This window comes from Natrinema sp. LJW11, assembly GCF_056135975.1.
Genome location: NZ_JBWBDM010000007.1, coordinates 29,911 through 48,645 on the forward strand (window position 1 = coordinate 29,911; position 18,735 = coordinate 48,645).

An 18,735-nucleotide genomic window follows, 5' to 3' on the forward strand; every position below is an offset into this window, starting at 1 on the left:
TGTTACGAGTGTCTCATCTAGCTGTGACGATCAGGATCAGGAATCGATCTCGAGTAACTCGTCTCGGCGACTGCGGAGCGTGTTCGGCGATGTGCCTGCAATATCGGCGATCCGCTCCTGAGAGAGACACAAGCCGACTCGCTGGGCAGCGAGATAGAGACAGCCCGCTGCGACACCACTTGGCCGGCAGCCGATCGTCAGTCCGCGTTCACGTGCCGTCTGTGCGAGTTCGAGTGCTCGTCGATGAACCTGATCTGGGACCTCGAGTTCTGTCGCCAGTCTCGGAATCCGATCTGTTGCTGCAATCGGCTGTGTCGGTAACTCAAGTTCAACGTTCATGGCGGTGTAGGCGTTGGTGAGTCTCTGCTGATCACAGCGCGCACAGGCTGCGACTTCTGCTCGTGATCGTCCGAGTCCGTTACACCGAGCTGTAGCGTAGACACTGGCTGCAGCCGCCGCCTCAAGCGATCGTCCGCGACAGAGATGTTCAGACTGTGCCGTTCGGAACAGCGAACACGCCTGATCCCGGATACTCTGTGCGAGGCCGAGACGTGCGACGATTCGCCGGATTTCACCGAGTCCATAGGCGAGGTTGCGTTCAGCTTTCGACTGCCACTGGGCACGGGACTGTTCGCGACGCAGCCGGTTCAATTGTCGGCGCTTCGTGCCCGAGAGTACATTTCCATGTCCGTCTTGCTTGTACCCGATCTCGGTGGAGAGGCCTCGATCGTGGCGTGTCGGTGTCAGCGGGGCGCCGGTCCGTCTCTTGGATCCCTGCTCGTCATGTCGGCCCCAATCTGGTCCTCGGTCTAGTTTAGTGTCCTCGAGGATACGTCCACAGTCCTCACAGATTGTCTCGCGGTCAGTCGTTCGAACGCTGCCGCCACAGTCTGGACAGGTAGTTGTAGTCGTCTGAACGCCCTCGCCAAACGTCGTCGTGTAGATGTCTCTCGTTGCCATCGATAACTCCGAAGAGGACAACTGATCAGCCCCTTCACCGCTTCTGGGGCGATAAACACCACTCGTTGATTTCAGAGTCCAGTAGAAGGGTCCGTGATATCGGTGCCAAATTCCGGGCAGCATCCCCCAATTGACACACCGCGTGAGGGGTGAGGGCTCTAACGCCGGCCAGATACCGGCATTTCTCGAGACATCGAACCCCCGCGGTATGCTTACTTACAGTCAGCAACCAGTACTGAAGGGAATACCCACGTGGTTTCAGTGACGATCTCGGTACTAGCCTCGAGGGTCACCGCTTGCGTCGACAGTATCTTAGCGATCTCCCGGCGCTGCTTGAATGTGAGGTCGTCGCGCCGAGGGCTTGGCGAGATGCTTGGACGAACTTCGGAATGTCGTCACCGGCACTCACCACCACTTTCGCCTTGTTGCAGTCATAGAAGTCAGCTACACATTCGATCGCGCCTCGTCGATATGCGTAGTCGCCGTCAGTCCTGATTCGCCTATTCGTAGACGCGACCCCTGAAATCCTCGTTTTCGGCTCACTGATCGGCCTATTTCGGACCAAAACCGGCGGAACGTATCGGCTATCCAGATACGAACGGCGACTCGAACAACGGATCGACTCGAGATATGCACACGACGAGTCGCGGCTCTCGAGACACGTGGGTGCGCCTCACCCGTCAGGTGCGAACAAACAGCTTTCAGGTGATCGGTGATCGAGCGATTTTCTGTATGGGGATCTCAATTCCGGTTTGATCGAAATAGTACCCAAACCATTCGGTCCCTCATAGAGTCGGTTCTATACCTGGCTGGGGGATATCCTTAAGCAGGACGTTAGCAAAGATTGCCAGTACGAAGTAGAGATGAACGATCTCTCTGATCCACGGCCACCGCTTCCAGAGTGGATAGTGGACGCATATGATGTCCTTTGTACACACAGCCTCAACTCGGCTGAGCGTAAAGACATCCAGTCGATCCCTCGAGAGCAAGCGCTCGAAGTCCTCTGCAGTACCGATGAACTGGCCCTCGAACCCGAGGACGCAAACCATGCACTCACCCGGTTGCTCGAACGAGGATACTTCTACGAGGTTGGCGACGAGCTTCGTGTGACAATGCCAGACGAGTAATTCGCGGGCACGGTCCCAGACTCGATTGTACTCTATAATGTGTACCTATCTCACTTCTGATACGCACGCGCCCGTTACCGGACAAGGCTGTGAACCAGGTGTGTATGGGTGCCTGATAGGCATGCCTGTCGCGTCTGCGTAATGCGACAGACGGTGAAACGTGCTTGAGAAAGATCAATGGCTGCCAATGAAATCCTCAAGAGTCGCGCTAAACGATCACGTCGCAAACTGAGACGCCTCACATAAGCGGAATGTAGTCACAATTCAATATCTAAACATTCTCCATGTATTCGGAGTGCCACCTGTACTGAATGACAACATCGTGCACGTGTATGGCTAGTCAAGGTACTGTGACTCCCATTCCTGTCGTTCCTCTTTGGTCCTATCACCAGTTCCGTTACTCTGAATCCGAGAGCAATTCACCGACATACGAATCTTCCCATTCTCGTCGAGCTTCAAGTTCACGCTGACCCCGAGCGGTGATCGTGTAGAAATTCGTCCGCTGGTCAAGTTCGCCTTTCTCGACGAGACCCTTATCGACGACTTCGTCGAGGTTGGGATAGAGACGCCCGTGATGGATCTCCTTCTCGTAGTAGTCCTCGAGTTCGTCTTTAATCGCGAGTCCGTGGGGTTCGTCCTGCCCGGCAATCGTGTACAACAGGTCACGCTGGAAGCCAGTAAGATCGTACATATCAGAGTTTCTGTGTGTTTACGGATAAGGATTCCGAGAAAAGACAAAAGGAATAGTGCAGGAAGGCACGCTCAGTCACATATAATAAACGCCCCTTTCAGCATGACGCCCTTCTGATGGGCTCGAGGACCGCAGAGAGACGGTTCAACTCGCCGTCGTGAGCCATAATCACCTCGCAATCGGGTTGGCCGTCGGTCGTGAGAACTTCGTAATCCGCAATCTACCTGTCTGAACGTACTATAGTAGAATCTGGAAGTCCTTGTAGTGTTACCCGACGAAGATCGGCGTGTCTCGTTGTCTCTCGAAGACCTGACGAGAGGTGTGAGTAGACACTTCTGGCGATTACTATATTATAAGACCACTCGCCATTGATTTTGACAGCGGTCTCGTCAACCGCGACCCTTGACGGCTCCGCCGTCGGCGGGTCGCAACCGCTGTCAGCCAGCCGATGTACCCAATTCCAGACCGCTCCATGTAGCGTTCAATGCCTAATTCGGCTAAAACCGTTGTTGTCTCCCTAAGAGAAAACCAGTTTCGTGGAGGCGGACGGCGAATGCCCTGACGGGCGTCGCCGTCCGCTCGTTCTCCCAAGATTCTTCTAAGCCCGTCGTATACCTCTTGCTGAGCAGGTCTGCGAGCATCTTGTCCAAGAAACTCAACGACCTGCTCACGTCTCAAACTGACTCAACTAGACCGTGCCCCTGTGCACACCGTCTATACCATCCGATAGATGAGTTTGCCAAGCGTCCCGAAGCCACAAAGCACGAGAACGAATATACTCGGCCCGAGGAAAAACTCACCCACTACCTCCCCTGGGAGCACTCCTGATGTGAGCATCCCAACGGCTCCGATAAAGGTCATTGTGAGTGCGAAATCGCTCCCAGTATTCGGTTCTCCGCCTGCGATATACTTCTTGTAGAGGCGTGCGAGTCCAGCAACTGGACCAAAAACCGCCACAAGGATCGATGCGAAACCGAGTGCCGCTTGGAATATAACCGCCAGGTCTGACATAGATAACACACTCGAAATGGCCGACAGCACCACCAATACTCCAAGCGCGAATGTGACCGAACTCGCAATGACGAGTAGCTGTGAATATTCATGATCCAATTCGAGTACTTGAGTGAATAGTGGTGCAAACACCCGGTCTGCAAAATGGACTAAAGCGAAGGACACAATTCCAACAGCACCGAACAGTGCCAAAAATAGCCCATTTCCACCACCGACTAGCATTCCGCTCAGTACGAATCCAACCGACGAAGCGACGATAACCGCTTCGGTCATTTGACCAGTGATACTCGACTCATCGTCTCCGTATCGGTCCTTGAATCCCCGCGCGCCTTCAAGTACTAACCCGAGTAGGAACACAGCCGCTGAGATAACACCAAGATAGTAACCGATCTGGGTGGGGGTCTGCGAGTCAAGAAAACTCCCGACGCTATTTTGGCCGGAGGAACCGTCTCCATTGCTTTCCTGTCCACTATCAGAGCTAGCGTTTTCTTCCCCCTCTTCGTTATCGGATTCGCTAGGAGAGACTGTGTTCTGTTGATCGCCGATTTGCTGTTCATCGGTGGAATCCCCACCATCGCTCTGCTGGCTCCAGTCGGACTCGTCAAACTCGAGCTGCGCTTTGATCCGCTGTTCTACCCGATCGGCGTTCGCTGTGACACTCTCGCCGATATTGGCATCACCGATCCGTTCCATATCGAAAACGCGCAACGCGTATCCGCCCTTGAGCGAACTATCGATCTCGCTCGTACTCACGACCTCGCCGGTCACCTCGTACCGGCCGGTCTCAGTCTCTGTCGGAACGGTCTGAATTGTATTGGACATGCCCGCGTAGGCGATCGGCACCTCGTCGGGACTGTTCCCATCGGCGAAGACGCCAGAGTGAACGACGATATCATGCGTCACCGGCACACAGACGGGTGGCGATGTCGGGGCAGCAACCGATTTATCGCCACACGATGCGACCGATGTGAGATACTCTTGAGCGGACGTCGACGACCCGGCGAGGTCCGATTCAACCGTGACGACCTCTCCCTCGTAGCCCCCACTCCGAATTTCGGCAGGCGAATCGAGCGTCTGACTGTCATAGTTCACGTCGACGAGTACCACCTCGTATCCGGTCGCCTGTGAACTGTCCCCGCTTGGTCCGTAGATCGGTATTACTGCGGCGTCGACTGTCGCATCACCTTCGCCCCAGAACTGCTGGCTAAACGACTGTGTTTGAATGCCCGATTCGGGGAACCGATCCTGTAGCCCGTTACCGTCCCCAAGCGAGTTATCAGAGAGGTTCGCGACGCCCCAACTGGCGAGATCACCCGGCGGTTCTTGGAAAAGGTCCGCCGAGGAAGCCCCAGGCTCTGCGAGGGTCCCTGTCGTTTGCTGGCTTGAGACTGCACTAGAGGGTTTCGCGGCAAGTGAACCAATCGTTGTTGCGGTGTCGAATCGAACGACTTGGTATTCGTACTGCTGGGGGTTGTTCTGAACGTCGCTGAACGAGGCCGGTGTTCCGCGCGTTTCCACCTTGAAATCATCTGCGACGATGATACTTCCAGAAACCTCGCTGGTCGAGAACGACCTCCCGTCGATAGTCGCTTCCCCTGCCGGAATCGGCTCAGAACTGAATACGATATGCCGTCCACCGTCTGAGTCAACGACGGCCGTCGTCTCGCTGGGTGGTTCTACCCCGAACTGCTCGAGCGTGGATTTGATCTGGTCGAGATTCTCGATATTGCTGTCAGCGACCGGCCCATACGAAATCCCCGTTGTAGTGTCTCTGAGTTGCGTTGTCGTGGTGGTAGCGGCCACCCCCGAACCAGCAGCCAGAACTGAAACGAGAACGAGTGCCGCGATCGCGACCGCAGTAAGTCGGCGCATTGAGGGATAGTATCAGTGATATCTGATAAACATCTAGGCTTTTGTGAACCAACTTCCGCACCCCTCCGCTGTAGTGTATCCTCACTCACGCCCGCAAGGAGTGCCTCGTGTAGATCTTCGATGGGAACTTGACCGCCGTCCATGGTACCACGCTCTGGGCGAGACCCCTGATCACTGTACACCGAGTCAGGAACCGGATCATCGACACCAAGAGCTCGGTCGAACTCAGGGACGGCCTGTGGATTTGATTCATCTGGCGTCATCGGTTGAGTATCTCGACAACAGATTCACACCAGCTGGACCAGCGACCGCTTTCGCACGCTCGAGTTCTCGTTCGAGCGGCTCTGTTGAAATCATCAGTGGCTAACAAATTTTGAGAGGGATCGGTAAGTACAGAGAAGGTAGTTTCCGGAGCCACACTCTATCTGTCTGTTTACTGTCGAATATCGCTCCTAAAGTGAGTACCATTCTTATCACCAGAAAACATTTACCGGATATGTGAATTTAGTACTATATGTCCCCACTCTCGGCTATGGATCGGTATAAGGAAAATGCAGTTCCGCTAACCCTATTCCTCATTATGGCGGTCGCTATCCTCATTGTTCCTCCCATCGCTCTGGGTGAGTTAGGGGCAATTGGCGCGGCCCCCGTCGTGATTATGATTGCTATTTTGACCGTGTTTCCGTACGCATGCGTCGTCGCAGTGGGGACACTTCCACTTCTGTACGCCAATATCGCGAGTTTTGCGGCACCTGATCCGGACGTCGACGCCTTCCATTCGTTCTCTTGGGGCGCAGCCCTACGACACGTGGTGGCTGGATTCTTATACGTGGTAGGAGCGACCATAGTTAGCGCTATCGGAATTGGCGTTCAGATAGTGATATTAGAGGACGATATGATACTGGAGTCCTTTCAGCTGTCGTTCCTGATCGGAAGCGTGATCGTTGCGGTGGCTTTCGTTGGCGCCCAGTTGTGGCGATACGACAGACCCCTGCGTACTCTTCCGCTCCGCACGGTCCTTGGGACGGTGGTACTCGGAGGTCTGCTGGCTCTGTCCATAGTCGCTGCCTTCTGGATGTTCCACAATCCGCCGTTCTATGTCTGAAATACCTGATAGACACTCTAGCGTTCAGGTCGCACGTGCAGTGAGCGGATAGTTCACCGGTTTCGGCGTGAGACAAACGGGGGTGTCGTGCTGCACTAATGCTCTCTATCTTGCACGCGGTGAGGTATTTGTCAGCTATTTATGAGTTAAAGTCGCCCCCGATCTGAACTCATTAGTTCACGGTTGACGGACCAGTAGTGAGCTCTTCAAGGATGGTGAGTGCGTCACGGCGGATGGACGCGTCATCGGTCTCAGCGACGTAATCACGGTGGAGATCGAGCGACAGTCCTGGTGCATCATCGTAGCTACCGACAAAGCCACAGTGGCCTCTCAGAAGGCCGAGTGTATTGACCTCTGGGTCGCTTTCGTTCCCGATGCTCGCGGCGAATTGGACAGTAATCGTCCCGTCGGCGTGGATACGCACAAGGATGTCGTCAGTAGTCATCTGAAGGTCGTTCACCACGAATTCGTGGAGGCGCTCTGCGACGCGTACTCGCTGTGCTGACGCGTGTTCTGGACTCTCGATCGGCATGGTGAGGATCGGCCCTCATCGGCGTTGTTGTCTGCGCTGAGTCCGTCGTAGGGCAGTATCTGTTCCTCGCTGTCCCCATCTCCAACGGGCGGCTGTTCAGAGAGGGGAACATCTTCGTCGAACGTGCGTTCGTATACGTCTAGGAGTGGCATGATGATCAATCTTGGAGAGTACGTTTCGGTCTGTACACGCTCCCTCCACCCCTCTGAGGGGGTGAGCAACACCACAGAGAATCCAAGTGGTACAATCAAAACTTACTGTTGATCGACTGTTCGCGTCTCAGGTGGCGCGAACGAGCAGCATCTTCTCAGTGATTTGACATCATACTCACCGACCGACACTGATTCGCTGGTTGTGACGAGTCGATCAAGCGCCTCAGGGTCGATCGTGTCGGACAGCACAACCCCGTGGGTTGGTCCCAGCTCCGTTGACGGGCAGTTTTCGAGACTCGCGATCGCTTCGATAATTGCGATGCTCGGCGGCGTTCCCGACCACTCGTATTTGACTTGATTAGTTGCCATGATTCACCTCCGCTAGCCCGGCACCTGCTCCATGATATCGCTCGCGTTGGGATCGGCAGTTCGGACAGGCATGGAGCGTTCCGGTGTTATCCGAAAAAAACCCGCTTGTACTGTTCTGTGACGTGTGCGCCACAGTTCGAACAGTTGGGCATCGTCACACCTCCACAACCGCATGTTCGTACATGGCACGCGTCTTCTCGAGTTCGGTGATTGCACCTGAGAGGGTCAACGGCTCGGCCAGGTGTTCCTCGAGCGATTGTAGATCAGCCAGCACTGCTTCGAGTTCGGCTTGCACTCGTTCGTCAGACCAGCTATCGGTGGACTCGCTCATCACGACTCACGCTCCGGGCAGCCGGGCGCATGCGACAGGTTGTCCTGTCCACCAAGTTCGACTAGCAGCTCGCGTTCGCAGTACGTACACCGGACGTATGCCTTCCCGCCCTGTTCCGGCGGTTCGACATGCCGTGTGTACGTCGGTTTCTCGGACTCACTCCGAGTAGCCTCGGCGGCTATGGTCCCGCCGTCGGGAACCAACCACTCTGTACGAGCAATCACCTCGACTTCCGCACGCAGGCGCAGTTTTCGGCCCGTATCGGTTTCATAGTATTCGGATCGCTGTACAATCTGTTTCAGCTCTCTGAATCGGCTCATCTGTCAAACCCACCACCCCTCTCGAGGGGAGAACAACACCACCGAACGGCAAGATGGACGTCCAGTGCTGTCGCTGGGTGTCTTCGTGTTCGATTGAGCTCTAGTCAGCTTCTGTGGTCACTGTCTCTCGGTCCCACGCTGGCTCCCACTCGCTCTCGCAACCATCGACGTGGGCTGCATACGCCGAGAACCAGTAGCGATCGTAGCCACGAGACTCGGTCCCAAGCCACTTGCCAGACGCGAGCGCGCCGTACTCATCAGTCTCGGGAATCGGCTCAGCCTCTTCGACGGACCACGTGTACTGGCTGTCGAACTCGGCGATGAAGCCCTGATCGCCAGACGATTCACGCAGCGTACACCGAGTGTTACAGGTCGCACAGAAAACGCCCTGATAGACAATATGTGTCCATTCGTCGGTACCACAGACAGGACACGTCACCGTGTCGAACGCACCAGCATACCGCTCTTCAGTGTCGACGATCGCCATCACTCGTCACCTCTCTCTGGACCGATCCGCGTCACGCGACCGATCTTGGCGTGGGCACCAGCCAGTACCAGCGAAACGTGCTCGAGCATCGAGAGATCGGTCACGATCGTGTTCCCGTCCTTCTGGAGGACGACGACGCCGCTGTCGTGGACCCAGACAGAGACGCCGATGCCCCAATGATGCCATCGGTCAGGCGAGAGTGCTTTCGATGGAAGTGAGAGACTCTTGTCACCGCGATCGATCGCCGCCTGCACGCCCTGGCGAAGCGCCCACACTTGCGACTCGGTGAGCGTGTCCTCGGGTGCGTCACTCTCGTCGACGTACGTCAGCAGATCGGCCACCATCACGCCTCACCTCCGACGATCTGATCGATCTCGGCCAGTTCGTGCGCTTCAGCGGCCTCGTCCGCATATCCGACGTCGGTGGCATAGCGCTCGAGGACGGCCACGGCGCCATCGTCGTCCGTGGCTGCACGTTCGAACAGTTTCTCGAGGACGGTGATGACCACCCGATCGGCGACCTGGCGGCCAGCATCAGCTGCTTCACTTTCGATGCGCCCCAGCCGTGACTCGGGATACGCGTAGGTTTTCGAGGGTCTGGACTTTAGATTTGAACAGTAGACGACATCGAACACGCGCTCATCTTCGGCTGTATCGAATCGTGAGTTCCCGTAATTATCGAGCAGATTGTAGTTGTTTGCTTCAGACCACTCGGCGACTGTCTGGCCAGTATCTGCGATCACGTGGACTGGCCGCCCCTGTGCGAGATCCAAGCAGACGTCACCAAGTTTGATCGACTGTTCGCTCATCGGCTCACCTCGTCGTCGCTGAGAGTGCGAGCAAGCGTTGCGGCCTGCTGTTCAATCGGCTCGTGGTGGGCGTGTCTGACGTTCAGGAGCGTAAGGTGCGCCCCAAGCCCCCACAGCTCTGCCCGATGCAGCTCGTCAGCAAACTCCGTGAGAACGTCGTCAGTCGTCTGGCGACCATGAGTGAGACCGTTGATCCGAGCTGCAATCTGATGAGGGATTGCATCTCGACAAGAAGGATCTCGTCCTGTGTAGTCGGCCATCGTCTCGACGAGTCGCACAAATGCCTCAACACGTCCGTCGACCGTGACGTCCCACTCTTCGAGGTCATCCTCGTCGACGGCGTACGTCACAGCGTCGGGTTCCTGTCTCTCGAGGAGAGCCTCGAGAGCCGCTCGCTTCCAGCTGCGGTAATCGCGGAAGCCCCAGAACGTGGCGAACTCTTCGAGCGTTTCGATCGAGTACTCGATTGAGATGTCAGCGCGAACACGCTCGGTCGTCCTGTCACCATAATCAGTGATCCGGGTGACCGGCCCACTGGCAGTCGCGAGGAACCGCCGTGGAAGCGGCGTCGTGTAGTCGGTTGACTTCTCGTTATCGGGTGTTTCCGTTGGCTGTGCTGCCGTCTCGTCTGCTCGTGGCATCTATGATACCCTCCATCCCTCCCGAGGGTGGAACAACACCACGTGCGGTGCGTTCGTGCGGATGTTGGTCGACTCTGGCAGAGTTACCCCACGAAGTAGAGACGACACTAAATCGTGGGGTAACTCACGGCGCTGGTGGACTCGCTGTGGCCTGCACCCCGCAGGCCTCGAGTTCGCGGATCCGCTGTGCGTTACGTGCAGCCTCGAGAACGGACGTTCGGATCGCGACTGCAACCCGATGTTTGCATGCACCTTGGTAGTGTTCGTCTGCTGGACACGGACAGCTGTGTGGCAAGCCGTCCTCGATCGTGACCAGATACTCGTGGTCCTCGGGATTTGCGTGGCTGGCGTTGCGAACGAGGACGCCCTGCGCGACAAGTTCGAACTCGAAGGCTTCGTACTGGGCGCGTCGGAGCGTCCTCTGGGTCGGTTCAAGTCGCTCGAGCGGATGTGCTGATGATGATATTGACATAGGTCAGGTGTAACTGCCGCTAGCCTGGTCGATCGTCTCGAGTTACGCGCTCTCGCAGTCTGAGCAGATCAGTTGAACGCCGAGGTCACAGGCAGTTTCACAGCTGTGCGTCGGAACAAGCCCGAACTTCCCGCAGTAGTCACAGCTCGTGTTAGTGTGCTCAGGCGCGTCGAATACGCCGAAGCGGGAATGCTCGACGGTCGAATCGGACTCGGTAGTGAACTCAACGGCGAGTGGATTCGTGATCCGACTGGCAGTTTGCATCGTCTTTGATCCCTCTACTCCTCGTGAGGAGCGAACAACGCCACCGGCTGTTCAGAGAGTGGACGTCCAAAGCGTGAACGAGAACCAACAAGGAAAGCTCGGCAGCACAACGAGCGAACGCAGCGACCGATGGGAGTGAGGTGAGCGCAGTGAGCAGTCCAGGACTTGGAAGTGAGTGGGAAACGGTGGGTTGGGTGGAGTAGACTGGAAACGACACACTAGAACAGCCACCACGCAAAAGACGAGAGTGAAGGGCCTGCTCGAGTGTGTTAATTGTCCGGGAAACTACCACGAGCCGCGCAACCCGAGGCTATACTCGAGTGCGCTATCAACCTCATTCATCCGCTCATCGGGGATAGATCCGACGACGTTTTTGATCCGGTGGTCGATCGACACAGTTCGGATCTGACTGCACATCGCGATGGAGTCCTCGCGAAGGTGGCTTTCATCGGCCGTTATGAGTACTTCGAACGGATACAAATCGTCATCAACCGACGTCGTGAACGGGACGATGATCGTTGTGGGTGCGTTTTCGTTCCCGACGTTATTCTGGACGACGAGACATGGTCGCGTCCCCCGCTGCTCCGATCCTTTCGTCGGGTCGAGCTCAACGATCACAATGTCTCCCCGGCGAACTTCCATCTATTTCCACTCCGGGACGTCGCCGAGATACTCGTCGGCCTCTTGCGAAACGCCATCCATCTCTTCATGGAGGTCTCGAAGCTGATCGGCCCGCGCACGATACCCGGCCGCTAGATCGTCCCGAGTGATCGGTTTCTCGATAACGATTTTCCCCGACTCTTTGCGGATTTCTATCTCGTCACCGCCACCAATGTCAAATTCTTCGCGTAGTTCCTTTGGGAGAGTGATCTGCCCGCGATCGCCAACACGTCGTTTCTTTATCTCGCCCATACATATTCATATCATATCCATACTCAAAAGGATATCGGGCGGGCGGAGGCAATTGCTTGGCTAGCTAATCGTCCGGCCATGCTGGACCCCGGGATTCTGAGCGTCCTCCACTCTCTAAGAGCGATACGTCTTCCAAGAGTGCCATTGCATCAGCGTTTTTCTCTCGATCTTCCTCGCTCAACTGATCCTCGTCGATGCTTCTGAAACTGCTCCACGCACGCCACAGCAGGTATCCGAGGAGGTGATGATTATCCATTTTTTCTACTTTACCCCTTTCAGGGGTCGAACAACACCACCGGCTGTGCGTTTGTTGCGAAGCTGTTGGCTTAGACGATCGGCTTTGGTCCCCGCGACGAAAGGGCGACCTCGCCGTTCTCTCGCTCGTCTTCCGTCAGCAGATCGTATTCCTCTTTGAGGTCGCTGCAGACGGTTTCTGTGACCTCGAGTGCTTCCTCGAGCGTCAAGGACAAACTCTTCTAATGACGAGTGACGAACCCGACGCACTGTCGATCTTGGCCGATCTCACTGGGTATCCTCGAGAGCGATTCGAATACACGGGTAAGATACGCGACCGCTTGAGGATGGAACCAACGCCGATCGTCGACTGGGAACAGGAAGGTGCGTGGGACGATCTCAATGCGAGCGAGATAGAAGGCGATCTAGCCGATGAAGACTGACAACTCCCACCTCGTCTAAATCTCCTCTCATAGCCGCTCCCCATCCTGTTCTCGATACTCTTATATCCTGATAGAACACAGAACAAATATGTACGATTTAACGGGCTTCCAGCGTGACCTGCTGTACACGATCGCCGGCCAGGACGAACCACATGGACTCGCACTCAAAGAGGAACTCGAGCAGTACTACGAAGGCGAGATCCACCACGGCCGACTCTATCCAAATCTCGATACACTCGTCGATAAGGGCCTCGTCGAGAAAGCCGAAGCCGACCGACGGACGAACGTCTATACGCTCACGGCTCGTGGCCGCCGCGAGATCGAAGCACGTCGGGACTGGGAAGACCAGTACGTGGGCGAGCTACTGTCAGAGTAGCAGACGATCACGCCCACCGTTGTGGCAACTTCGATACCTTCGCGCGACTGAGCCGCGACTTTGCAGTTGGCGTCAACGTTTCGATTCTAGACCCAGAGACATCGCCCGGTCGCTACGGAAGTGAGACCGATGTATAGCGTTCGGCAAGCTACAGTTCTGATGTGTTCGAATGGTATGGCGAAATCGTGTCTAAATTTCATCTATCAGTTTCACTTCCACCACGGTTGGATGGCATTTAGTACACATGGAATTCTTAACCGAATTATGGGAGCGAATGATTCGGATATCGATTCTGCTGAGGTTAGTAACCGAGGGACAGTCATCTTAGACGAATCCGATCCACGTACTGTAATCGAATGTCTTCCCAGTACCGTCTTTCCTGTAATGATTCGGTTTTCTCTAGGAAAGTCAACGAATGGCGATCGGACACATGAAGAGTATCATACACCAGATTATCCAGTTGATGTGCGAATTCCACAGGGAGCATATATTCCAGAATCGACGGTTTATTTCGACAACCCCGCAGAGCGACCTCCTCGAAATGCGACTGCATGGCGACCGAGGGAGTTCGTTGAGTCTCTATCCGAACTTCTAACGGAAATTGATAGCTCTCCTTACGTTGATACAGATCGCCTTCAATTCACAGATCTCTGTGTAGCTGAGATTCCCCCTCGCTATACAACTAATGATCCAGATACTGGAGCCACAGTAGCTACACCAGAACTCTACAAAGACCAAGCAGACATCACTCTTGGATATTTTCGTCGGGAGGGAAGTCTTGCAGCGACACAAGTTAGAGACTCGCTTGACACTGCAATGCCTGGAGAAACACGATCTCCACCACAACTTATCCAGGTTACTGAGGCAACTGCAAAACCAGCACGATCCAGCCGTGAAACACAGCAACCAGCTGGCCGCCACAAATATTTCACAGAGGGAGAAGCAGAGCGTATTGACCAACTTGAGGCAATACCCGCTAATTGGATGTTAGACCGTGTGGCACCAGCCTCTAGTGGCCATCGGTCACTAAATTCTATCCTTTCCGAAATTGATCAGTTCTTCCCACAACTAAGTGAGACAGATCTACTCGAATTTATTCGATTACGTGGGCGGACCGAAACCAGTGAGCGATTCTATGCAAATGAGGTGTTGTCCCGATGAGCGATGCAGTTCAAGAGTTTAGTGACGAGGAAAATGAATATATTCTCAGAATCGGTGGAGAGACAGAATTCGATTTTTCGGTCAATGATGAATCTCCTTTTGTGGTGATTCCTCGAGGGGGTGCGAAAGAAATTGGACGAAGTTGTTACCAAGTGGAGACCCGGACAGGAACGTATCTTGTCGATGCAGGACTAAACCAAGGAGATGGAGGACTGTTTCCTGATCTGAGAGGACTTGATGAGGGCCAAATAGATGCAGTGTTTCTCACTCATGCCCATATCGATCATATTGGATCTCTTCCGCTATTAGAAAGTCACAACTTTCTCTCAGATCAGGCACCTGTAATTACGACAAGACCAACAGCAGCACTGGCGGATACACTACTTCGGGATTCGCTTAAGATCCATCGTCGTGTGACTCAAAAGCCGGGAAGAGAACAACAGTACACTGAAACAGACCTGAGGAAGGTCGTTGATCGCTTCCGTCCCTGCGGGTACCAAGCAGCAGATTTGAGTGACCACATTGCACATATTGATGATACTGAAACGCTCCATTTTGAGTTTGGAAATGCTGCCCACTTACTGGGGAGTGCTTGGCTCGCACTAACTGTTGATGGCTCTCGGGTGGTTTTCTCGGGCGATATTGGCGGGCGATCGAACCATCTCCCAGATATCGATGAACCACCTCTGGCAGATGCGCTCTTTCTTGAATCAACCTACGGAGATACACATTCTCACACTAGCGCTTCTGATACGCGAACCGATATCTACAATGAAGCTATAGAAGCGGCAACGAGTGGGATACCAGTTCTCATCCCCTGCTTTGGTGTAGGGCGGTCTCAGGAACTGCTCTATATGTTCAAAAACCGTATCCATACGCTTCCAAAAAAAGACCGAACACAATTCAATATTATCTATGATGGAATGGCTCAACGTGCCACAAATACATATAATGAACACTGTAAAGGAGAATTCGCATCTGAATCGGTCCGTAAGTATATTGTCAATTCTGGTGATCAACAACCCTTCCTCTTTAATCAGGCATCATCTGCGAGACGAATGTCCTTGTCTCGGGCTGAGTTGTTGGAAGCTGATGAAACGCCTATTATAATCGCCCCGTCTGGAATGTTATCTGGGGGTTTTTCTCCGACGTACTTACTCGAGTTCACCCAGCGATATGATGAAGCCCGTATCATCCTCTGCGGGTACCAAGCCGAAGGAGCACCTGGTCGCCGGTTAGAGGAAGCGTTGAAGAATGATTTGGACGAAATTGCTCTCACTCTTCCCTCAAATGGGTTGAATGGGGATATTCCTGATGAGGGTGAAGGAACGCGTGTTAAGGTTCCAGTGAGTTGGATTAGTCGATACCACGGTCTGTCGGCACATGCTGCTCGGAACGAGTTGCTACAATTCGCACGTCAAGTGTCTCCATCGCAGGTATATCTCATTCATGGTGAGAAAAATCAACAGGAAAAAATGGCAAATCACCTTGCAGGAAATCTTGACTCTGTCTCTACAATCCAGTTGACTGGAATGATGAATCCGGTATCGGTTAGTCCCGATCTTCCTGATGAGCAAGTCGTTGGGGACCGACCTGCAAAGCGGATTCTTGACGAACGTGGTGGTAAGATTGAGGTTAGCGATCAGAGCCACTTTAATTCTGATGCAGTCCACGGAACACTATCGGAATTCAGTGACCAAATCGAAGCACTAGAATTAGCTCTCCGTTCGCTTAGTGGCCAATTAGCTGTTGAGCGCCATGATAGTGACTTCTCGGAAGAAGATATCCGACGGATTGTTCGAGACGAAATGAATGATATCGTTCGCGAGGCACTCAAAGAGAATCAATCTGAGTGAACTACCCTTCCTACTCGGCAACTGATGCCGCTTCCTTGAGGAAGGTGCTTGGCATCCTCTCTTTCAGCTAAATCTCGTCGGGGAGCACATCGAGAGAGGAACTACGAACATTTGCATAGGACTAGCCTGATGAGTTTGAGACATCTTTGGCTCTCCTGGAAGTGACCTCAGAGAAGCACTGGAACGCTAACCCGGCCACCACACAACCTTCCGATGTCTATCGAGAGCAGAGATCACAGGAGGGGCGCAACGGGTGCTTATATATTCCTTTTACACAATAGATTCGCAGAGCACGATGGATATTGAGTACAAACAGGACAATGATGGATATGATATACGCTACGTAGAAGGTATTCGACACGGTCGCGTCCCCCATTCAGATATCTGTGATGATGAGACAGAGTACGTCATACGGTATGTGACAAGCGATGAGGGCACGAATCGGTGGGAATACAGACACCTTGGCTCTGGGTATAGGAATGTCGACGAAGTAATTCCTACCCTCACCAAGCTGCCGACCCTCGATGATGGACAGAAAGTCCAAATATTGCTTAATTTCGGACGGGTAGAGGAAGAATTCGGAATGGAGCAAGTGGGGTCGCTATACGGATCAGATGAATATCTCCCCGTGTATCGGCTGTCACCGGGGATGGAGCGAACTCTGAATATCACCTACCAGGACGAAATGAGTCTCCCCATCCTCGATTCTGAGCCTTCTGCTCGAGGAGTCGGGGACAGCCCAGCAGATATTGCACCAAGGTTATTTGCAGCGATTTTGAATCTCCTCGCGAAGAGCGGTGAAATCGAAGAGTGGTATGAGTCCTGGAATGACGATTCAGATACGTTTCAACAGGGCGAGTTCTACGAAACGGTGTACGCACCGCTGTTTGTGGCATACTCAATTGTCGACGAAGAAATCGTCGAGTTAGTAAACCGATACCACCTGGAGCAAGGAAACGACAAGGAAATCAAGAAATCGTATATACATTGCGGATTCTCAAATAAAATCAACAATATCGCGCCACTGCTTACCTCGAAAGAAGAAGAGGTGATTCGTGAAGCGTGGAAGTACAGAAATGACCTCATCCACGGGATTCACTCCCGATTCGGAGTGCAAATTATGGATATCGACTTTGAAGTCTTGAGCAAGAAGCTATTATTCTCCATCATGAAGGCTCGGACACTCAATTCGTACGTAAACAGTGCGAAGTATCGAATTGGTGTGGCGACTCCAGAAGAGGCGGTCTCGCATTTGAAGGGGGACAGTAATCTACAGGATGCCGTTGCAGCAGCGCAAAAAGCCATCAGAGGAGAAACGCACGCAAAATCACAGCTCTTCGGTTTTGACGAAGAACAGCCAGAATAGAGCCGTTTTCTCTTCTACTGAATTTGTACGGATGCGCGGTTCAACAGGCCCGTTTATGATTCATATGGCTCCCACTCAAAAGAACCATCCTCATTTTGCGAATAGTGTATTGAACCGTTTTGCCATCCAATACGGTTCCAGAGCTGATAGAGTGGTTCACGAAAGGCCAACGCGATGTTAGAGTCTAAATCTTCAATCTGCACCCGCTTCAATTGAAAGACATTCTCGTTGATCGGACGGGTGGTATCTGGTCCGAAAAATGACTGTGGTTTTTCAATCGGATAGTTCGCTGCATCGATTATAGTGATATATACATACAACGGCGGGTAGATGCCCGCAGTCTGGTACATTTGCCGGAAGTGGTCGATTAAGGAGACGATCTCTTTATCGATGAACCACGCTATCCCGTGCCTCCCGTTCCGCTCGATAGTCAGCTTGGTTGTTACAGCTTCTACCCACCCATTACCGTCTAAACAGACATATTCGGAAAATTTCCCTTCAGACAGCTCCGTATACGGGGCTGTAATTACGAAGTCACCGAAACCCTCAGATCCAGCAGATTGTGACTGGAATTTTGGTGGGTCAGGGAGATCGGTTGCGATCATTCCAGGAGGATCCGAAACTGACTCAACGGGAATGACATGGACCGCCACAATCGGTTCTTCATCTACTAATTCACCGTGGCGTGGCTGTCGATCCCGTAATCGGTCGAGTTGAGCCTCATATAATTCATCGACATCCTGTTCTGGGTCGTCGAGAGCATTCTGAGGGTCGACATGGAGATGTTCTTGTGCGAAATCGTGGTTGTCGACATCCATCAGATCTTTTCTCAACCGGGCAAAATCCTTGATGTGAACGCGCCAGCCGTACGTATCCGCCAATTCGTTCTCTAATCGGTCCCGTTTGACGCCGGCAATCTCTGTGGTGGTAGCAAATATGAATAAATCGAACTCCTCCGGGTAGTCAGCAGCTGAATTTGCATCTGAGCGAATCTTCTCCTCGATATTACTCGAGGTCACGCTACAGTGGAGCACGCCAAATTTTCCCGAACGCTCAAGAAGTGCATCCCTCCCGCCATCCGGACCCCTCACGCCGGTTGGATCGACGTCGTATCCTTCTCGACCAAGCAAGTCAACAGCTAACTGTTCCAGTCTCGCACCGTCCCCGATAGCGCGGAGATTTGCTTCAAGAGCAGTATTTGGCATCTATTGGTTCATCTGGGAGGTCCATACTTACAAAACTACC

Annotated in this window: 25 protein-coding genes and 2 pseudogenes; 7 read left to right on the top strand and 20 right to left on the bottom strand. The window is 53.6% G+C overall.

The window, feature by feature from the left end:
* Window positions 1-36: 36 nt before the first annotated feature.
* Both AC0QDI_RS18030 and AC0QDI_RS18035 read right to left on the bottom strand, forming a co-directional pair.
* Entirely contained in the window at window positions 37-1,083 is a 1,047-nt protein-coding gene (locus AC0QDI_RS18030; protein ID WP_474670645.1) for a transcription initiation factor IIB, read from the bottom strand.
* Window positions 1,084-1,172: 89 nt separating this feature from the next.
* Window positions 1,173-1,486, bottom strand: a pseudogene (locus AC0QDI_RS18035) (DUF7692 domain-containing protein).
* A 337-nt stretch (window positions 1,487-1,823) separates the two neighbouring features.
* On the opposite strand from AC0QDI_RS18035, the gene AC0QDI_RS18040 reads away from it, so the two are divergent.
* On the top strand, window positions 1,824-2,087 hold the full coding sequence (locus AC0QDI_RS18040) for a hypothetical protein (protein ID WP_474670647.1): 264 nt from the start codon (window positions 1,824-1,826) through the stop codon (window positions 2,085-2,087).
* Between the two features lie 397 nt (window positions 2,088-2,484).
* On the opposite strand, the gene AC0QDI_RS18045 is transcribed toward AC0QDI_RS18040, so the two are convergent.
* The 3 genes and pseudogenes from AC0QDI_RS18045 to AC0QDI_RS18055 all read right to left on the bottom strand — a co-directional run bounded on the left by AC0QDI_RS18045 (window position 2,485) and on the right by AC0QDI_RS18055 (window position 5,661).
* The gene (locus AC0QDI_RS18045; RefSeq protein ID WP_474670649.1) at window positions 2,485-2,778 is read right to left on the bottom strand and encodes a helix-turn-helix transcriptional regulator; all 294 of its coding nucleotides are present in this window, start codon (window positions 2,776-2,778) and stop codon (window positions 2,485-2,487) included.
* A gap of 352 nt (window positions 2,779-3,130) precedes the next feature.
* Window positions 3,131-3,419 (bottom strand): annotated as a pseudogene (locus AC0QDI_RS18050) (IS6 family transposase); the annotation flags it as partial.
* Between the two features lie 73 nt (window positions 3,420-3,492).
* Window positions 3,493-5,661: a hypothetical protein gene (locus AC0QDI_RS18055; RefSeq protein ID WP_474670651.1), complete on the bottom strand. Its 2,169-nt coding sequence runs from the start codon at window positions 5,659-5,661 to the stop codon at window positions 3,493-3,495.
* 514 nt (window positions 5,662-6,175) lie between these two features.
* Between AC0QDI_RS18055 and AC0QDI_RS18060 the strand changes: the two genes are divergently transcribed.
* A complete protein-coding gene (locus AC0QDI_RS18060; protein WP_474670653.1) occupies window positions 6,176-6,766 on the top strand; it encodes a hypothetical protein in 591 nt (196 codons plus the stop codon).
* 172 nt (window positions 6,767-6,938) lie between these two features.
* On the opposite strand, the gene AC0QDI_RS18065 is transcribed toward AC0QDI_RS18060, so the two are convergent.
* The 14 genes from AC0QDI_RS18065 to AC0QDI_RS18130 form a co-directional block, all read right to left on the bottom strand.
* A complete protein-coding gene (locus AC0QDI_RS18065; protein ID WP_474670655.1) occupies window positions 6,939-7,211 on the bottom strand; it encodes a hypothetical protein in 273 nt (90 codons plus the stop codon).
* Window positions 7,212-7,552: 341 nt separating this feature from the next.
* Complete coding sequence (locus tag AC0QDI_RS18070) at window positions 7,553-7,819, bottom strand: HalOD1 output domain-containing protein (RefSeq protein ID WP_474670657.1); 267 nt, start codon at window positions 7,817-7,819, stop codon at window positions 7,553-7,555.
* A gap of 86 nt (window positions 7,820-7,905) precedes the next feature.
* Complete coding sequence (locus AC0QDI_RS18075; protein WP_474670943.1) at window positions 7,906-7,971, bottom strand: DUF7563 family protein; 66 nt, start codon at window positions 7,969-7,971, stop codon at window positions 7,906-7,908.
* A 2-nt stretch (window positions 7,972-7,973) separates the two neighbouring features.
* Window positions 7,974-8,150, bottom strand: coding sequence for a hypothetical protein (locus AC0QDI_RS18080; RefSeq protein WP_474670659.1), 177 nt, complete (start codon window positions 8,148-8,150; stop codon window positions 7,974-7,976).
* On the bottom strand, window positions 8,150-8,470 hold the full coding sequence (locus tag AC0QDI_RS18085; RefSeq protein WP_474670661.1) for a DUF8118 domain-containing protein: 321 nt from the start codon (window positions 8,468-8,470) through the stop codon (window positions 8,150-8,152). Before AC0QDI_RS18085 ends, AC0QDI_RS18080 begins: the two co-directional genes overlap by 1 nt.
* A 100-nt stretch (window positions 8,471-8,570) precedes the next feature.
* Window positions 8,571-8,957: a DUF7567 family protein gene (locus AC0QDI_RS18090; protein ID WP_474670663.1), complete on the bottom strand. Its 387-nt coding sequence runs from the start codon at window positions 8,955-8,957 to the stop codon at window positions 8,571-8,573.
* Window positions 8,957-9,301 (bottom strand): hypothetical protein, encoded by a 345-nt coding sequence (locus AC0QDI_RS18095; protein WP_474670665.1) that lies wholly within the window; start codon window positions 9,299-9,301, stop codon window positions 8,957-8,959. The genes AC0QDI_RS18090 and AC0QDI_RS18095 overlap by 1 nt, the downstream gene beginning before the upstream one ends.
* Window positions 9,301-9,765, bottom strand: coding sequence for a hypothetical protein (locus AC0QDI_RS18100; RefSeq protein ID WP_474670667.1), 465 nt, complete (start codon window positions 9,763-9,765; stop codon window positions 9,301-9,303). The genes AC0QDI_RS18095 and AC0QDI_RS18100 overlap by 1 nt, the downstream gene beginning before the upstream one ends.
* Window positions 9,762-10,406: a hypothetical protein gene (locus AC0QDI_RS18105; protein WP_474670669.1), complete on the bottom strand. Its 645-nt coding sequence runs from the start codon at window positions 10,404-10,406 to the stop codon at window positions 9,762-9,764. Before AC0QDI_RS18105 ends, AC0QDI_RS18100 begins: the two co-directional genes overlap by 4 nt.
* 124 nt (window positions 10,407-10,530) lie before the next feature.
* Complete coding sequence (locus tag AC0QDI_RS18110; protein ID WP_474670671.1) at window positions 10,531-10,878, bottom strand: SWIM zinc finger family protein; 348 nt, start codon at window positions 10,876-10,878, stop codon at window positions 10,531-10,533.
* Window positions 10,879-11,427: 549 nt separating this feature from the next.
* Entirely contained in the window at window positions 11,428-11,784 is a 357-nt protein-coding gene (locus AC0QDI_RS18115) for a type II toxin-antitoxin system PemK/MazF family toxin (protein WP_474670673.1), read from the bottom strand.
* Entirely contained in the window at window positions 11,785-12,054 is a 270-nt protein-coding gene (locus tag AC0QDI_RS18120; protein WP_474670675.1) for an AbrB/MazE/SpoVT family DNA-binding domain-containing protein, read from the bottom strand.
* A 64-nt stretch (window positions 12,055-12,118) separates the two neighbouring features.
* Entirely contained in the window at window positions 12,119-12,310 is a 192-nt protein-coding gene (locus AC0QDI_RS18125) for a DUF8012 family protein (protein ID WP_474670677.1), read from the bottom strand.
* Between the two features lie 70 nt (window positions 12,311-12,380).
* Window positions 12,381-12,518 (bottom strand): hypothetical protein, encoded by a 138-nt coding sequence (locus AC0QDI_RS18130; RefSeq protein ID WP_474670679.1) that lies wholly within the window; start codon window positions 12,516-12,518, stop codon window positions 12,381-12,383.
* Between the two features lie 15 nt (window positions 12,519-12,533).
* Between AC0QDI_RS18130 and AC0QDI_RS18135 the strand changes: the two genes are divergently transcribed.
* From AC0QDI_RS18135 to AC0QDI_RS18155, 5 genes are all read left to right on the top strand, one after another.
* Entirely contained in the window at window positions 12,534-12,731 is a 198-nt protein-coding gene (locus AC0QDI_RS18135) for a hypothetical protein (protein WP_474670681.1), read from the top strand.
* Window positions 12,732-12,819: 88 nt separating this feature from the next.
* Window positions 12,820-13,107 carry a PadR family transcriptional regulator gene (locus AC0QDI_RS18140; RefSeq protein ID WP_474670683.1) on the top strand — a complete coding sequence of 96 codons (288 nt, stop codon included), beginning with the start codon at window positions 12,820-12,822 and terminating at the stop codon, window positions 13,105-13,107.
* Window positions 13,108-13,335: 228 nt separating this feature from the next.
* Window positions 13,336-14,268: a hypothetical protein gene (locus AC0QDI_RS18145; protein WP_474670685.1), complete on the top strand. Its 933-nt coding sequence runs from the start codon at window positions 13,336-13,338 to the stop codon at window positions 14,266-14,268.
* Complete coding sequence (locus tag AC0QDI_RS18150; RefSeq protein ID WP_474670687.1) at window positions 14,265-16,124, top strand: MBL fold metallo-hydrolase; 1,860 nt, start codon at window positions 14,265-14,267, stop codon at window positions 16,122-16,124. Before AC0QDI_RS18145 ends, AC0QDI_RS18150 begins: the two co-directional genes overlap by 4 nt.
* Before the next feature lie 295 nt (window positions 16,125-16,419).
* On the top strand, window positions 16,420-17,490 hold the full coding sequence (locus AC0QDI_RS18155; RefSeq protein ID WP_474670689.1) for a hypothetical protein: 1,071 nt from the start codon (window positions 16,420-16,422) through the stop codon (window positions 17,488-17,490).
* A 53-nt stretch (window positions 17,491-17,543) separates the two neighbouring features.
* Here AC0QDI_RS18155 and AC0QDI_RS18160 read toward each other — a convergent pair whose 3' ends face one another.
* On the bottom strand, window positions 17,544-18,695 hold the full coding sequence (locus tag AC0QDI_RS18160; protein WP_474670691.1) for a hypothetical protein: 1,152 nt from the start codon (window positions 18,693-18,695) through the stop codon (window positions 17,544-17,546).
* Window positions 18,696-18,735: the final 40 nt, after the last annotated feature.

Excerpts from the sequence above, each read along its gene's own strand:
- AC0QDI_RS18135 (WP_474670681.1), top strand. The coding sequence starts at position 12,534 with ATGACGAGTGACGAACCCGACGCACTGTCGATCTTGGCCGATCTCACT.
- AC0QDI_RS18115 (WP_474670673.1), bottom strand. The coding sequence starts at position 11,784 with ATGGAAGTTCGCCGGGGAGACATTGTGATCGTTGAGCTCGACCCGACG.
- AC0QDI_RS18090 (WP_474670663.1), bottom strand. The coding sequence starts at position 8,957 with ATGGCGATCGTCGACACTGAAGAGCGGTATGCTGGTGCGTTCGACACG.
- AC0QDI_RS18055 (WP_474670651.1), bottom strand. The coding sequence starts at position 5,661 with ATGCGCCGACTTACTGCGGTCGCGATCGCGGCACTCGTTCTCGTTTCA.
- AC0QDI_RS18040 (WP_474670647.1), top strand. The coding sequence starts at position 1,824 with ATGAACGATCTCTCTGATCCACGGCCACCGCTTCCAGAGTGGATAGTG.
- AC0QDI_RS18110 (WP_474670671.1), bottom strand. The coding sequence starts at position 10,878 with ATGTCAATATCATCATCAGCACATCCGCTCGAGCGACTTGAACCGACC.
- AC0QDI_RS18100 (WP_474670667.1), bottom strand. The coding sequence starts at position 9,765 with ATGAGCGAACAGTCGATCAAACTTGGTGACGTCTGCTTGGATCTCGCA.
- AC0QDI_RS18145 (WP_474670685.1), top strand. The coding sequence starts at position 13,336 with ATGGCATTTAGTACACATGGAATTCTTAACCGAATTATGGGAGCGAAT.
- AC0QDI_RS18045 (WP_474670649.1), bottom strand. The coding sequence starts at position 2,778 with ATGTACGATCTTACTGGCTTCCAGCGTGACCTGTTGTACACGATTGCC.
- AC0QDI_RS18120 (WP_474670675.1), bottom strand. The coding sequence starts at position 12,054 with ATGGGCGAGATAAAGAAACGACGTGTTGGCGATCGCGGGCAGATCACT.
- AC0QDI_RS18140 (WP_474670683.1), top strand. The coding sequence starts at position 12,820 with ATGTACGATTTAACGGGCTTCCAGCGTGACCTGCTGTACACGATCGCC.
- AC0QDI_RS18150 (WP_474670687.1), top strand. The coding sequence starts at position 14,265 with ATGAGCGATGCAGTTCAAGAGTTTAGTGACGAGGAAAATGAATATATT.
- AC0QDI_RS18080 (WP_474670659.1), bottom strand. The coding sequence starts at position 8,150 with ATGAGCGAGTCCACCGATAGCTGGTCTGACGAACGAGTGCAAGCCGAA.
- AC0QDI_RS18085 (WP_474670661.1), bottom strand. The coding sequence starts at position 8,470 with ATGAGCCGATTCAGAGAGCTGAAACAGATTGTACAGCGATCCGAATAC.
- AC0QDI_RS18070 (WP_474670657.1), bottom strand. The coding sequence starts at position 7,819 with ATGGCAACTAATCAAGTCAAATACGAGTGGTCGGGAACGCCGCCGAGC.
- AC0QDI_RS18155 (WP_474670689.1), top strand. The coding sequence starts at position 16,420 with ATGGATATTGAGTACAAACAGGACAATGATGGATATGATATACGCTAC.
- AC0QDI_RS18065 (WP_474670655.1), bottom strand. The coding sequence starts at position 7,211 with ATGACTACTGACGACATCCTTGTGCGTATCCACGCCGACGGGACGATT.
- AC0QDI_RS18030 (WP_474670645.1), bottom strand. The coding sequence starts at position 1,083 with ATGCTGCCCGGAATTTGGCACCGATATCACGGACCCTTCTACTGGACT.
- AC0QDI_RS18125 (WP_474670677.1), bottom strand. The coding sequence starts at position 12,310 with ATGGATAATCATCACCTCCTCGGATACCTGCTGTGGCGTGCGTGGAGC.
- AC0QDI_RS18160 (WP_474670691.1), bottom strand. The coding sequence starts at position 18,695 with ATGCCAAATACTGCTCTTGAAGCAAATCTCCGCGCTATCGGGGACGGT.
- AC0QDI_RS18095 (WP_474670665.1), bottom strand. The coding sequence starts at position 9,301 with ATGGTGGCCGATCTGCTGACGTACGTCGACGAGAGTGACGCACCCGAG.
- AC0QDI_RS18105 (WP_474670669.1), bottom strand. The coding sequence starts at position 10,406 with ATGCCACGAGCAGACGAGACGGCAGCACAGCCAACGGAAACACCCGAT.
- AC0QDI_RS18060 (WP_474670653.1), top strand. The coding sequence starts at position 6,176 with ATGTCCCCACTCTCGGCTATGGATCGGTATAAGGAAAATGCAGTTCCG.